Origin of the sequence: Halopseudomonas sabulinigri, assembly GCF_900105255.1 — a bacterium.
In the GTDB taxonomy this organism is placed as follows: Bacteria; Pseudomonadota; Gammaproteobacteria; order Pseudomonadales; family Pseudomonadaceae; genus Halopseudomonas; species Halopseudomonas sabulinigri.
Map to the genome: position 1 here is coordinate 315,540 of NZ_LT629763.1, position 13,797 is coordinate 329,336.

Annotated in this window: 12 protein-coding genes; 4 read left to right on the forward strand and 8 right to left on the reverse strand. The window is 59.9% G+C overall.

Annotation, left to right across the window (positions count from 1 at the left end; genetic code table 11):
• Position 1 precedes the first annotated feature (1 nt).
• The 8 genes from BLU26_RS01320 to pyrC form a co-directional block, all read right to left on the reverse strand.
• On the reverse strand, positions 2–1,213 hold the full coding sequence (locus BLU26_RS01320; protein ID WP_092283155.1) for a nitrate/nitrite transporter: 1,212 nt from the start codon (positions 1,211–1,213) through the stop codon (positions 2–4).
• Between the two features lie 187 nt (positions 1,214–1,400).
• Positions 1,401–1,979 carry an ANTAR domain-containing response regulator gene (locus tag BLU26_RS01325; RefSeq protein ID WP_092283156.1) on the reverse strand — a complete coding sequence of 193 codons (579 nt, stop codon included), beginning with the start codon at positions 1,977–1,979 and terminating at the stop codon, positions 1,401–1,403.
• A gap of 31 nt (positions 1,980–2,010) precedes the next feature.
• Positions 2,011–3,228, reverse strand: a complete 1,218-nt coding sequence (locus BLU26_RS01330) for a CmpA/NrtA family ABC transporter substrate-binding protein (RefSeq protein ID WP_092283157.1) — start codon at positions 3,226–3,228, stop codon at positions 2,011–2,013.
• 166 nt (positions 3,229–3,394) lie between these two features.
• The gene (locus BLU26_RS01335; protein WP_092283158.1) at positions 3,395–3,823 is read right to left on the reverse strand and encodes a universal stress protein; all 429 of its coding nucleotides are present in this window, start codon (positions 3,821–3,823) and stop codon (positions 3,395–3,397) included.
• 10 nt (positions 3,824–3,833) lie between these two features.
• Entirely contained in the window at positions 3,834–6,437 is a 2,604-nt protein-coding gene (locus tag BLU26_RS01340) for a TRAP transporter permease (RefSeq protein ID WP_092283159.1), read from the reverse strand.
• Between the two features lie 237 nt (positions 6,438–6,674).
• Positions 6,675–7,646, reverse strand: coding sequence for a TAXI family TRAP transporter solute-binding subunit (locus tag BLU26_RS01345; RefSeq protein WP_092283160.1), 972 nt, complete (start codon positions 7,644–7,646; stop codon positions 6,675–6,677).
• A 286-nt stretch (positions 7,647–7,932) separates the two neighbouring features.
• A complete protein-coding gene (gene rnt / locus BLU26_RS01350; protein WP_172830627.1) occupies positions 7,933–8,613 on the reverse strand; it encodes a ribonuclease T in 681 nt (226 codons plus the stop codon).
• A 30-nt stretch (positions 8,614–8,643) separates the two neighbouring features.
• Positions 8,644–9,678 (reverse strand): dihydroorotase, encoded by a 1,035-nt coding sequence (gene pyrC / locus BLU26_RS01355; protein ID WP_092283161.1) that lies wholly within the window; start codon positions 9,676–9,678, stop codon positions 8,644–8,646.
• 225 nt (positions 9,679–9,903) lie between these two features.
• Between pyrC and BLU26_RS01360 the strand changes: the two genes are divergently transcribed.
• From BLU26_RS01360 to BLU26_RS01375, 4 genes are all read left to right on the forward strand, one after another.
• Positions 9,904–10,752, forward strand: coding sequence for a flagellar protein MotY (locus BLU26_RS01360; RefSeq protein WP_157719269.1), 849 nt, complete (start codon positions 9,904–9,906; stop codon positions 10,750–10,752).
• A 181-nt stretch (positions 10,753–10,933) separates the two neighbouring features.
• A complete protein-coding gene (locus tag BLU26_RS01365; RefSeq protein WP_092283163.1) occupies positions 10,934–12,151 on the forward strand; it encodes an argininosuccinate synthase in 1,218 nt (405 codons plus the stop codon).
• A 114-nt stretch (positions 12,152–12,265) separates the two neighbouring features.
• Positions 12,266–12,649, forward strand: a complete 384-nt coding sequence (gene gloA / locus BLU26_RS01370) for a lactoylglutathione lyase (protein ID WP_092283164.1) — start codon at positions 12,266–12,268, stop codon at positions 12,647–12,649.
• A gap of 38 nt (positions 12,650–12,687) precedes the next feature.
• On the forward strand, positions 12,688–13,566 hold the full coding sequence (locus tag BLU26_RS01375; protein ID WP_092283165.1) for a hypothetical protein: 879 nt from the start codon (positions 12,688–12,690) through the stop codon (positions 13,564–13,566).
• Positions 13,567–13,797: the final 231 nt, after the last annotated feature.

A 13,797-nucleotide genomic window follows, 5' to 3' on the forward strand; every position in this document is an offset into this window, starting at 1 on the left:
ATCAGACCCGCGCAGCGGTCATGGACGAAGCGCCCCAGGTAGTGCGCCAGCGACGCTTGACATTGAACAGGCCAAACCAGGCCAGAATACCCAGGCTGGCGAACAGCCACAGGCCGAGTTGATAGTCGCCGGTGTGCTGTTTAATGGCGCCCAGACCGGCTGCCAAAATAAAACCGCCCACGCCGCCGGCCATACCGATTAACCCGGTCATCACACCGATTTCGCGGAAAAAGCGCTGTGGCACCAACTGGAACACAGCGCCGTTGCCTGCGCCGAGGCCCAGCATGGCGGTCACGAAGAAGGTCAGCGCGGCGTAGGAGCTGGACAGGTTGAAGCCGACAATGGCGATGCAAAGCGCGGCAATGCCGTACATGAACAGCAGCGAGCGAATGCCGCCAATCCGATCCGCCAGCGCGCCACCGAGGGGGCGCATCAGGCTGCCGGCCATGACGCAGGCCGCGGTGTAGTAGCCCGCGGTAACCGGGTTCAGGCCGTACTGATCGCTGAAGTAGCCGGGCAGGGCGCTGGCCAGGCCGATAAACCCGCCAAAGGTGACGCTATAGAAGAACATGAACCACCAGCTGTCGACGTCCTTCAGTGCCATGGCGTAGTCCTTCAGCGCCTTGGGTGCAGGGCGGTTTGGTGAGTTCTTGGCCAGGGTGATAAACAGGATCAGGGTGATGCCCAGCGGAATCAGCGCCAGACCGAATACGTTCTGCCAGCCGAACAGGTAGGCCAGGCCGGGCGCGAAGATCGCGGCCATCACGGTGCCCGAGTTACCGGCACCAGCGATGCCCATGGCTTTGCCCTGATGCTCCGGTGGATACCACTGTGAGGCCAGTGGCAGTGCTACCGCGAAGGAGGCACCGGCGAAGCCCAGGCCGAGGCCGAGCAGCAGGGTGTGCTCGTAGGTATTGACGCCCAGTTGCCAGGCCAGCAGCAGGGTACAGATGACCACTACTTGGCCGATGATGCCGGCAGTTTTCGGGGACAGGCGATCGGCCATAAAGCCCATTGCCAGCCGCAACAGCGCGCCGGCGAGAATCGGTGTGGCGACCATAATGCCCCGTTCTTGTGCGCTGAGGCTCAAATCGGTGGCAATTTGCACCGCAAGCGGGCCGAGCAGGTACCAGACCATGAAGCTCAGGTCGAAGTACAGGAAGGCGGAAAACAGGGTCGGTGTGTGGCCGGCTTTCCAGAAGCTCGTGTTCATATGGCAGTCCTCTCAGCGCCATCAGGCGCGCTTTGCAGCATGTACTACCCGCTACTTCGGGGCAAAAAAAAACGTCACCCCCAACCCCAGAGTAGCTCCGGGCCGAGGATGACGTCGTTGTCTGTGTAGGCAGCCGCCGTTGGCTGCCTGCTATAGACCAAGCAGGATGCGTGCCATCAGTCGCTGCTTATTCCCCGAGCATCTCGTGCATGGCGATGATTTGCTCGGCCACCTGAATCAGCTTTTGCTGTCGGCTCATGGCTTGGCGACGCATCAGCGTATGGGCTTCGGCCTCATCACAGTTTTTCATTTTCATCAGCAGGCCCTTGGCCTTCTCTACCCGCTTGCGCTCATTCAGCTGTTGTTCACGGGCCTGCAGTTCGGCGCGCAGCTGCTGGTCGGTCTCGAAGCGTGCCATGGCGACATCGAGTATAGCCTTGAGGCGCGAGCTCTCTACGCCTTCGACAATGTAGGCACTGACGCCGGACTGTATCGCCTTGCGCATCACGGCCGGGTCTTGCTCATCAGTGAACAGGGCAATGGGGTGGGGCAAGTCGCGGCTGAACAGGCAGACCTGCTCCATCACGTCGCGTCCGGGGGAGTCGCTGTCGATCAGAATGACGTCCGGCTTGGCGCTTTGGACCCGTGCCGGCAGGTCGATGGTCAGGCCCGATTCGTCTATAACCTCAAAGCCTGCTTCCAGCAGGGCGCCCTTGAGCTTTCCGACTTTTTTTACGGTGTCGTTTATCAGCAGAATGCGCAGCATGATTTATCAAACAATCCTTGATGACAAAATGTCAGTTGGCCTGCTGCAGGGCAGCGGTATCGGTCATGGCGTGCAGTTCAAAGCTGCCGGCGTAGGCAGCGGGGTCGCGGCCATCCCAAACCTTGCCGTCCATCAGGGTGCTGCTGCGTAGCGGGCTCTCGGGCACGCTGATGCCCAGCGCGCTTGCGGCTTCACGGTACAGCTGCAGTTGCTGCACCTGGCTGGCGAGGCCCTGATAGTCGGGCTCTTCGCGTAGCAGGCCCCAGCGGCGGAACTGGGTCATGAACCAGGTGCCGTCAGAGAGGTAGGGCACGTTTACCTCGCCATCGCCGAAAAAGCGCAGCCGGTGCTCGTCGCGCCAGGCGTTACCGCGGCCATCGACGTACTCGCCGAGCATGCGCGGTTGCAGTGACTCCAGGGGCGCGTTGACATAGTCAGCGCCACTGATCAGCTGTGCGGTACTGCGGCGGTTATCGTCGTTCTCGTCAATGAAGCGGCTGGCATCGAGAATCGACATGATCAGCCCACGCGCCGCGTTGGGGCACTCTTCGACGAAGCGTCGAGTGGCGCAGAGCACCTTTTCCGGGTGGTTCGGCCAGACCGACTGGCTGGTGGCCAGGGTGTAACCCATGCCGTCTTCAATCGCGTGGGCGCCCCAGGGCTCGCCCGCACAGAAGCCATCAATGCGGCGTGCGCGCAGATGCTCGACCATCAGCGAAGGGGGGACCACGCGGGTATCCACGTCGCGCAGCGGGTGAATGCCGTTGGCGGCCAGCCAGTAATACAGCCACATGGCATGCGTGCCGGTAGGGAAGGTTTGGGCCAGGCAAAGGCGGGTATTGCCCAGCAGGGCGCGTTCAACCAGCGCCTGGCTGCTGTCGACACCGGTTTCCAGCATGGCCTGCGACAGGTTGATGCTCTGACCGTTCTGGTTCAGGCCCATCAGTACCGCCATGGACGTGGCGGCACTGCCAAGGCCGAGCTGAATACCGTAGGCCAGACCATAAAGACCTTGCGCTGCATCCAGCTCGCCGTTAAGCAGACGGTCGCGCAGTGCAGACCAGGACTGCTGACGTTGCAGGTTGAGGGTCAGCCCGTACGGCTGCGAAAAGCCCTGGGTGGCGGCGACGATCAGCGAGGCTGAGTCGGTCAGTGGCATGAAGCCCAGATTCAGAGTGTGTTTTTCCGGTGCATCGCTGCCATTGACCCAGGCGAGCACGTCGTCGCGTTGCTGGTCTGTCTGCTTCATTTGTCAGTCCTGCTGCTGCATGAAAAAAGCGCCGCACACCTGCCGGCAGCGGCGCATCTTAACCACAGATGCGGCTTGCTGCCAGCCAGGGGAACGACGCCGTTGTCGTGGTCTGTGCCCCGGTTGCGAGGCGATGGTGTCACGATACCAGCAAAGGTTGTGTCAGTCAGCGCACTATCATCACCGAGCGTTTGGACTGCTGCACTACGCGCAGGGCATTGGTGCCCAGCAGGTAGTCTTCCAGCCGCTTGCGTTTGTGCGAGGCCATGATGATCAGGTCGACGTCGATCTTCTTGGCGACCCGCAAGATCGCCTCGTAGGCCTTGCCGTCAGCGACGATGCGCTGCACTTTCACATCCTTGGGTACATGCTCCTTGACGAAGGCGCGCAGGTTGTCGGTCATGGTCTTCTTGGCCTGGTCGGCGTATTCCTTGGGAAAGAACCCCCCGACCAGCGGCATGCCAAAATCCGGCAGTACGGTAATCACATGCAGCGAGGCATTGTAGGTCTGACAGAAGTTCAGCGCGGTCGGCAGCGCCTTGCTCCAAGACTGTTTATGGTTCAGATCGATCGGCAGCAGAATTTTGTTGTACATGGCCGTTACCTCACGCGGTTGGGGCGGTGGCTTTGCTGGTGTCAGCGGGACGCCGGCGCCATTGCAGGCCGATAACCAGCAGGAATACTGCCAGACCGGGCAGCCACATCCATTCCTTGGCCCAGCGGTCTACCGGCGCAAGAATCTCGACGATCTCCTGGTCGAACTGGAAGCCAAGGTCGGCGGCTACGCTGCCGTAGGTGACCATGTCGACAATGGTGCGATCGCCGTCTTCCATCAACATCAACCCCAGGTTGTCCATGCGCTCCTGCGCGGTATCGCCCTCGGGCACCGGTACCAGTACGAAGAAGGTGCGAGGCTGACCGATATCGTCTTCACCATTGACCTGTACACGCAGGTTGCTGCCCTTGTCGACGTTGCCCAATGCCTGCTCCAGCTGCGCGGGCGGAATGCTGCGGTAGGGGTCGTGCAGCATGTCCATCCAGAAGCCGGGACGGAACAGGGTGAACGCCACCAGCAGCAACAGCAGGCTTTCATACCAGCGGCTCTTGACCAGCATCCAGCCCTGGGTGCCGGCGGCAAAGATCAGCATGGCGATGGTGGCGACGATGAAGATCAAAATGCCCTGTGCCCAGCTCACATCGATCAACAACAAATCGGTGTTGAAGATGAACAGGAACGGCAGCGCGGCGGTGCGCAGGCTGTAGTAGAAGGCCTGAAAGCCGGTGCGTATCGGGTCGCCGCCCGACACCGCAGCTGCGGCAAAAGAGGCCAGGCCAACCGGTGGCGTGACGTCGGCCATGATGCCGAAATAGAAGACGAACAGGTGCACGGCAATCAGCGGCACCAGCAGGCCGCTTTCCTGACCCAGGGTAACGATCACGGGCGCCAACAGCGCGGACACCACGATGTAATTGGCTGTGGTTGGCAGACCCATGCCGAGAATCAGGCTGAGCACGGCGGTCAATGCCAGCATCAGCAGCAAGTTGCCCATGGACAAGATTTCGACCAGATCGGCCAGTACCAGACCCACGCCAGTCTGGGATACCGCGCCCACGATAATGCCGGCGGTAGCCGTGGCAATGCCAATACCTATCATGTTTCGTGCGCCGGCCACCAGGCCCTGCCAAAGATCGTCAGCGCCCTGCAGCAGATCGGCCTGCAGGCTCGACTGCTTGCGGAACAGTGCCATCAGCGGGCGCTGGGTAAGAATGATCACGATCATGAACACGGTCGCCCAGAAGGCTGACAGACCGGGGGAGAGGCGTTCTACCATCAGACACCAGATCAGAACGATGACCGGCAGAATGTAATGCAGGCCCGACATCACTGTGGGTTTGGTCTGCGGCAGGTGCACGACTGGCGAATCCGGATCATCCAGTTCCAGCTCAGGGTAGCGTGAACCGATTTTCAGCAGACCTACGTACACCGCCGCGAGGCCGCCGGCGATCACCCAACTGGCAGCATCGCCGAGTGCTGGTTTGAGCCAGCCAAGGCCGTAGTAGACGCCGAACGACAAGGCCATCAGCAGCAAGAGGCCGGTCAGAAAACCGATGACCTTGCGCAGCAACGGTTTCGGTGGGTTGCTGCTTTGCAGCCCCTGCATACCGGCCTTAACCGCCTCAAGGTGCACGATGTAGATCAGCGCGATGTAGGAAATCAGCGCCGGCAGAAAGGCATGCTTGATTACCTCCACATAGGAGATGCCCACGTATTCGACCATCAGAAAAGCTGCGGCGCCCATTACTGGCGGCATGATCTGACCATTGACCGAGGACGCCACCTCAACAGCGCCAGCCTTTTCGGAAGAGAAACCGACGCGTTTCATCATCGGAATGGTGAAGGTACCGGTGGTCACGGTATTGGCAATGGATGAGCCGGAAATCAGCCCGGTCATGCCCGAGGCCACGACTGCCGCCTTGGCCGGGCCGCCACGATAGTGCCCAAGCAGTGAGAAGGCCACCTTGATGAAGTAGTTACCGGCGCCGGCCTTGTCGAGCAATGAGCCGAACAGCACAAACAGGAAAACGAAACTGGTGGAGACGCCCAGTGCAATACCGAACACGCCCTGCGTGGTCAGCCACTGGTGATTGGCCAGTGACTCGAGGCTGACGCCGCGGTGGGCCAAAATGCCGGGCATGTAGGGGCCGGCTACCGAATACACGATGAAAATCAGCGCCACTATCATCAACGGCGGCCCAAGCGCGCGTCGCGTGGCTTCCAGTAGCGTCAGCAGGCCGATGACCGCGATGACCACATCCTGGGTAATGGGCTTACCTGGTCGGGTGGCCAGTTCGGCATAAAAGAAATACAGGTAGGACGCGCAGAAGGCGGCCACCAACGCCAGCACCCAATCGATCACCGGGATGTAGTCACGCGGGGAACGCTTGAACGCCGGGTAAGCCATAAAGCCAAGAAACACCGCGAAGGTGAGATGAATCGAGCGTGATTCCGTGCTGTTGAATACGCCAAAGCCAAGCATGAAAGGCAGCGGCGACGCGATCCAGAGTTGGAACAGCGACCAGAGTGCGGCTATCGAGAGCAGGAGCTTGCGAGCCAGTCCGGTGGGTTTTCGCGCGCCGGTGTCGCTGGTGGCGACCAGGTCTTCCAGATCGGTTGGGGTATTGCCTGTTGCGTCGCTTGGTTGGCTCATGGCTGCGCGCTACTCCTGTTCTTTTATCTTTTGGCGTCACTAGTGACGAAGGTGGCAGACCCGGTTGGGGTTACTGCCCGGCACACCGGAAAGCTCTTGTGGAGCACCGGTTACTGCAATAATTCGCCGGCAAAGGGGCCAACGAAACGAAAAGTGTGCGCCTGGGCGCGTTTGGCATCGAAAATGCCGAGACTGAAACAAGCGAGCCGCCCCGTGGGGCGGCTCGCAAGGGGTGGCTTACATCCAGCCACGCTCTTTGTAGTAACGTACTGCGCCGTCATGCAGCGGTGCAGACAGGCCTTCCTTGATCATCTGCTCTTCCTTCAGGGTGGCGAAGGCGGGGTGCAGGCGCTTGAAGCGATCAAAGTTCTCGAACACCGCCTTGACGGTCTGGTATACGGTTTCATCGCTGACCTGATCAGAGGCAACCAGGGTCGCACGTACGCCGAAGGTGTTTACGTCTTCGTCGTTGCCGCGATACAGGCCACCGGGGATAACGGCCTTGGCGTAGTAGGAACGGTCACCCACCAGCTTGTCGATCTCTGGCCCGTCAACCGATACCAATACTGAGTCGACGGTAGTGGTGGCTTCCTGAATGGAGCCATTCGGGTGGCCTGCCACGTAAACCATGGCATCGACGTTGTTGTCACCCAAAGCAGCCGCTTGTTCGGCAGCGCCCAGTTCGGATGCCAGGGAGAAGTCCTTCACGGTCCAGCCAAGGGCCTCCAGCACCACGTCCATGGTGTCGCGCTGGCCGGAGCCTGGGTTACCGATGTTGACGCGCTTGCCTTTCAGATCCTTGACGCCGGTGATGTCAGCGTCGCGACGGGCAACGATAGTCAGCGGCTCGCCGTGCAGGGCGAAGAGTGCACGCATACCTTCGAAGGGGCCATCGGCCTGGAAGTTCTGCACGCCCTCATAGGCTTTGTACTGCACATCGGACTGCACTACGCCCATGTCCATCTCGCCGCCACGAATGGCGTTCACGTTGGCTACCGAACCGCCGCTGGAAGGCGCGTTGCAGCGAATGCCATGCTCCTCACTGTTACGGTTGAGCAGACGACACACGGATTGGCCGACGACGTAGTACACACCGGTCTGGCCACCGGTACCTATGGTGACAAACTCTTCCGCGACAGCAGGGGTGGCAGCGAGCGAGGCATAGCCAATGGTGGCCGAGAACAGCATGGCTAGGGATTTGCGCTTCATGTGAAATGACTCCTTTTTCTTTTCTGATTATTCATGACTGCAGATTGATGGACCGCAAGCCAAGGGGTTGATTCAATGCTGTTGTGCAGCACAGGAAGCAATTAATAGCGCTAAGGTAATAGCGTTCACTTTGTTGAATGAACAGTGTAGTGGATGATTTCAGTTTCACCCGAACATACCCGGCGATGGCAGCAGGGGCAAGCGGCGATGCGGGTTGTTGCGGCGCGGTGTGCAATGCTGCGCACGCCGCGTACGAACTGCAGGCGGCGATGCCCAAGACGTGGCCTCAGTCTACCGGCGGCCAGCCGCCCATCTCACGCCAGCGATTGACGATGGTGCAGAACAGTTCGGCGGTTTTTTCCGTGTCGTAGCGGGCGGAATGCGCTTCCCGGCCATCGAAGTCCATACCGGCAGCGTTGCAGGCCTTGGCCAGCACCGTCTGACCGTAGGCGAGGCCGCCCAAGGTCGCGGTATCGAAGCACGAAAAGGGGTGAAAGGGGTTGCGCTTGATCTGAATGCGCTCCACCGCGGCGTTGACAAAGCCGAGGTCGAAGAAAGCGTTGTGGCCAACCAGTACCGCACGCTTGCAGCCGGCTGATTTTACGGCTTTGCGCACATGCTTGAAGATTTCCGTAATCGCGTGCTCCTCGCTGACCGCCTGGCGCAGGGGGTGGTCCAACTTGATGCCGGTAAACTCCAGCGCAGCCGCCTCAATGTTGGCGCCCTCAAAGGGTTCGACGCGAAAGAAGTGGGTCTGATCGGGATAGACCATGCCCTCGTCGTCCATGCTGATGGTGGTCGCGGCAATTTCCAGCAGCGCGTCGGTCGCAGCATTGAAACCGCCGGTCTCGACGTCTATGACAACCGGCAGAAAGCCCCGGAAGCGGTAAGCCATCGGCGATTTTGGTTTGCCGGACGCTGGCGCGTCCATGCCATCGCTGTCACTGTCAAAGTCGAACTCACTCACGCGTAATCCTTAGCATCGCAAAGAGGGATATCAGGCCAGGCGCCACTGCAGGGTTTCGCCTGCGCGCAGCGGAATGACGTTCTGATCACCGAAGGGTAGCTGTTCTGGCGCCTGCCAGCTATCGCGCAGCAGGGTTATCTGCTCGCTGTTGCGGGGCAAGCCGTAGAAGTCCGGCCCGTGGAAACTGGCAAAGCCTTCCAGCTTGTCGAGTGCGCCCAGGCTGTCGAAGGCTTCTGCGTAGAGTTCAATGGCCGCGTAGGCGGTGTAGCAGCCGGCACATCCACAGGCCGCTTCCTTGGCGTGGCGCGCATGGGGCGCCGAATCGGTACCGAGAAAGAACTTGCTGGAGCCGGAAGCGACTATGTCACACAGGGCCTGCTGATGCTTCTCGCGCTTGAGGATCGGCAGACAGAACAGGTGCGGACGAATGCCGCCGACCAGCATATGATTGCGGTTGAACAACAGGTGATGTGCCGTGATAGTGGCGCCGACGTTGGCCGGAGCCTGCTTGACGAACTCAACTGCGTCGGCGGTGGTGATGTGCTCAAATACGATTTTGAGAGTAGGGAAGCGTTCTACCACCTTGACCAACTGCTGATCGATAAAGGCCTTTTCGCGGTCGAAAATATCGACCTCGGCGTGGGTTACTTCACCGTGTACCAGCAGCGGCATGCCGACCTCGGCCATGGCTTCCAGCGCGGGGTAGATATTCTCCAGCGCGGTCACGCCGGACTGCGAGTTGGTGGTTGCACCTGCGGGGTAAAGTTTGGCGGCAATCGCCTGACCGCTGAGCTTGGCTTCGCGGACAATCTCGGGGCTGGTCTGATCGGTGAGATAGAGCACCATCAACGGCTCAAACTGTGAGCCGGCAGGGCGGGCGGCGAGGATGCGCGCCTTGTAACCTGCCGCTTCCTGTGCGTCGCGCACTGGCGGAACCAGATTCGGCATGATGATGGCGCGACCAAAGGTGCGCGCAGCATCGGCAACGGTGTGGCCCAAAACCTCCCCATCGCGAAGGTGAATATGCCAGTCGTCTGGCCGGGTGAGCGTGAGGCGATCAGTCATGCAGGGAGCTTCCAGAGCGGGATAATGCCGCAATGCTACCGTAAACGCCGGGTGTTTCACACAGCCTCAGGGTGCGCAATCTACTGTCGTCGGGCGGTCGGCTGCCGGAATTTGCGGATTTATCCGTCCTGCATGGTAAAGAATTGCCGCGCGCCGCCGATGAGACTGGCAAGAGAGATTAGCGACGCCGACCGCGACCCGGCGTCAGATGAGGTGAACAGCGTGATGACGCGATCCTGTCCGGCCCTGTTGCTGGTGCTGGCGCTACCAACCCAGGCACTGACCTTCCAGACCCGTATGGAAGACGTGCAGTGGCAGGTGGCGGGCGATGAATTTGCCTGCCGTTTGACCCAGTCGGTAGCAGGTTATGGCGAGGCCAGCTTTGTACGCCATGCGGGCGAGCCGGCAGCCTTCGAGCTGAAGGCCTGGGATAATCCCATGAGTCCGGGCTCGGCGCAGGTTTATAACGAAGCGCCGCCCTGGCGCCCGGGCACCGCAGCCGTGCCGCTGGGGCAAGTGGCGGTAACCGGCGGTGCGGGCGTCATGCAGGTGCCTTATCAGCAGGCAGGGCGCATGCTTGCGGGTTTGGCCTCCGGGTTGCAACCGACCATTCAGCGCAGCGGATACGCGGGAAGCGCACCGGTACGGGTGGTGGTTTCCAGTGTTGGTTATCAACAGGCCTGGCTGGATTTTCAGAAGTGCATCAGCGGGCTGTTGCCAGTCAGTTACGCGCAAATCTCCGAGAGCCTGATCAGCTTTGCATCCGGTGGCGACAAGCTCAACCCGCAGGCCAAAGCCATGCTGGATGCGGCGGTGATGTATATAAAGGCGGATGAAGACATAACCGAGATTCTGCTCGACGGCCATTCCGACAATCAGGGCAATCGCCTGGATAACCGCGAACTGTCGCGTCAACGTGTACTGGCCGTAAAGGATTACCTGGTCGAGCAGGGCGTGAATGAGGATCTGTTTGCCATGCGCTTTCATGGCGACCGCTATCCGGTGGCGAGCAATCGCACCGAGCAGGGGCGCGCCGCCAATCGACGGGTGATGCTGCGTCTGGAGAAGGATTGAGCCGGCTTTCCCGGATATCGCCGGGTTGTTCTGTTCCCGGCCTGCGATCGGCAGATTCCTGCCGCTGAGGCTATAAACTAGCGCCCACTCCTCTGTGATTCCTTGTGCCTAGGCGCTAGAATAGCTGCCTTTCGTCCGCTCCTGCGTGAGTGGCGGTACAGTCTTGTTAAGGGAGCTCCTCATGGCAGAAGTCAATAAAGTCGTCCTCGCCTATTCTGGCGGCCTGGATACCTCGGTCATCCTCAAGTGGTTGCAGGAAACCTACAACTGCGAAGTGGTGACCTTCACCGCTGATCTGGGCCAGGGCGAAGAAGTAGAACCGGCGCGTGCCAAGGCTCAGGCCATGGGCGTGAAGGAAATCTACATTGACGATCTGCGTGAAGAGTTTGTACGTGACTTCGTGTTCCCGATGTTCCGCGCCAATACCGTCTACGAAGGTGAGTACCTGCTGGGCACCTCCATTGCCCGTCCGCTGATTGCCAAACGGCTGATCGAGATCGCCAACGAAACCGGCGCCGATGCCATTTCCCACGGTGCGACCGGCAAGGGTAATGACCAGGTACGTTTCGAGCTGGGCGCCTACGCGCTCAAGCCTGGCGTTAAAGTGATTGCCCCCTGGCGCGAATGGGATCTGCTGTCGCGTGAGAAGCTGATGGACTACGCCGCCAAGCACGAGATCCCGATTGAGCGTCACGGCAAGAAGAAGTCGCCTTACTCGATGGACGCCAACCTGCTGCACATCTCCTATGAAGGTGGCGTGCTGGAAGACACCTGGGCCGAGCACGAAGAAGACATGTGGCGCTGGTCGGTCTCGCCGGAGAACGCCCCGGATCAGGCAACGTACATCGAGCTCAGCTACCAGAACGGCGACATCGTTGCCATCGACGGTAAAGAGATGAGCCCGGCCACCGTGCTGGCTTATCTGAACAAGGTGGGTGGCGACAACGGCATCGGCCGTCTCGACATCGTCGAAAACCGCTTTGTCGGCATGAAGTCGCGCGGCTGCTATGAAACCCCCGGCGGCACAATCATGCTCAAGGGCCACCGCGCCATCGAGTCCATTACTCTGGACCGTGAAGTCGCCCACCTGAAAGACAGCCTGATGCCCAAGTATGCCGAACTGATCTACAACGGCTTCTGGTGGAGCCCGGAGCGCGTCATGCTGCAACAGATGATTGATGCCTCTCAGGCCCAGGTAAACGGTGTTGTGCGCCTGAAACTCTACAAGGGCAACGTGGTCGTGGTCGGCCGCAAGTCGGATGACTCGCTGTTTGATGCCAACATCGCCACCTTTGAAGATGATGCCGGTGCCTACGACCAGGCCGATGCAGCCGGTTTCATCAAGCTGAACGCCCTGCGCATGCGCATTGCTGCCAACAAGGGCCGCAAGCTGCTCTAAGCTGCTGCTGGTACCAGCAAAACGCCCGGCTTGCCGGGCGTTTTGCTGTCAGGCTGGCAGAACTTTCAGGAAGCTTGTAGCTTTACTCTTATCCTTCAAGCAAAGGCTGCGATCATGCGAATTCTTCACACCATGCTGCGGGTCGGTAATCTGGAAAAGTCCATCGCCTTCTATACCGAGGTGCTGGGGATGACTCTGCTGCGCCGCAAGGACTATCCGGAAGGGCGCTTTACCCTGGCCTTTGTCGGCTACGGTAATGAGGCCGAGCATACCGCGCTAGAACTCACCCATAACTGGGACACCAGCGAGTATGATCTGGGTAGCGGCTACGGACATATCGCCATTGAAGTGCTGGATGTGTACAAGGCCTGTGAGCAGATAACGTCGGCGGGCGGCAATGTGGTGCGCGCGCCGGGGCCGATGAAACATGGACATAGCGTGCTGGCCTTCGTTGAAGATCCGGATGGCTACCGCATCGAACTGCTGTGCAAAAAATGACGTAAAACGGCCCGCAGGGCATTCAGGGAAGTACGGGCATGATATGGATGCTGTTCATCGCCATAGTGGTACTTTCGGCTTTCGGGCTTTACCGCCTGCGCCGAGTGCGTCAGCGCGCAAGACATGAACAGCGCTTGCAGGCCATAGTGCAGATAGGCCTGTTGCGCCAGTTGCTGGAGCAGGTGCAGCGTCATCGCGGCCTGTCGTTTGGCGCCATGTCGGGCGAGCACACCCTGGAAGCACGTCGTTGGTCGGTGCATCAACAACTGTTGCAGTTGCTCAAGGTGATTGCCGAGCATGAAGCCACCTTGTACTGGTATGACAGCTGGCACCAGACGCGTGATCTCTGGCAGCAGATAGAGGCCGGGTTCGAGCATGAAAGTGCCGAGCACCTGCTGACGCTGCACAACAGCATGACCGCCAGCCTGCTGGACACCATAGAAGCGCTGGCCCATCGTTTTGATCTGGTGTGCCTCGGGCGGCTCGCGCCTCAGGCCGAAGGGCTGTGGCTGGAACTACTGCAGAACATCGAGCTGATAGGGCAGAGCCGTGCAGTGGGTACTGGCATCGCTGCCAACCGCCAGAATCTGCCGGTATGGCGCGAATTGCTGCAATCGTTGAGCGATCAGATCAACGACCAAGCCTACGCGGTGCTTGCGCGCCTGATCTCCGATCCTGATTTGCGGGTGCTGGTCAGCCAGCCGGTGCGTGATGCAGAGGACGCGCTGGACGTGCTGCTGGAGAATATCCGCGCGTTGCTGGAACGCCAGCGTGAGCCGCGCGTGCATTCGGTAGAGTTCTTCCAGTTGGCGACCCGCGCGATCAGTGCGCAGTTGCTGCTGGTAGACCTTCTGCTGGAACGTCTGGCGTTGGCCAACGGCGCAGCCAGGTCGACATCGTCCCCGACTGAAGGCTAACGGGGCTGCACCAAAACAGTGTTTTTTAGTGGTTTCGCACTCTTCTGGTTCATTTGTGCGTGCGATATCCGGTGGCTGTTGCGCGTGATAAAGAGTGTCAGTCAATTCTATTTTTGTTCTTGTAATGCATTGTAATATTTGATTTTTGTCGCCTTGTTCTGGCGTTCTGCTGCACACCTTTCCCTGCTTTTTTTCTTGCTGGCACGGCTATTGCTTTTGTCTGTTCAGCGG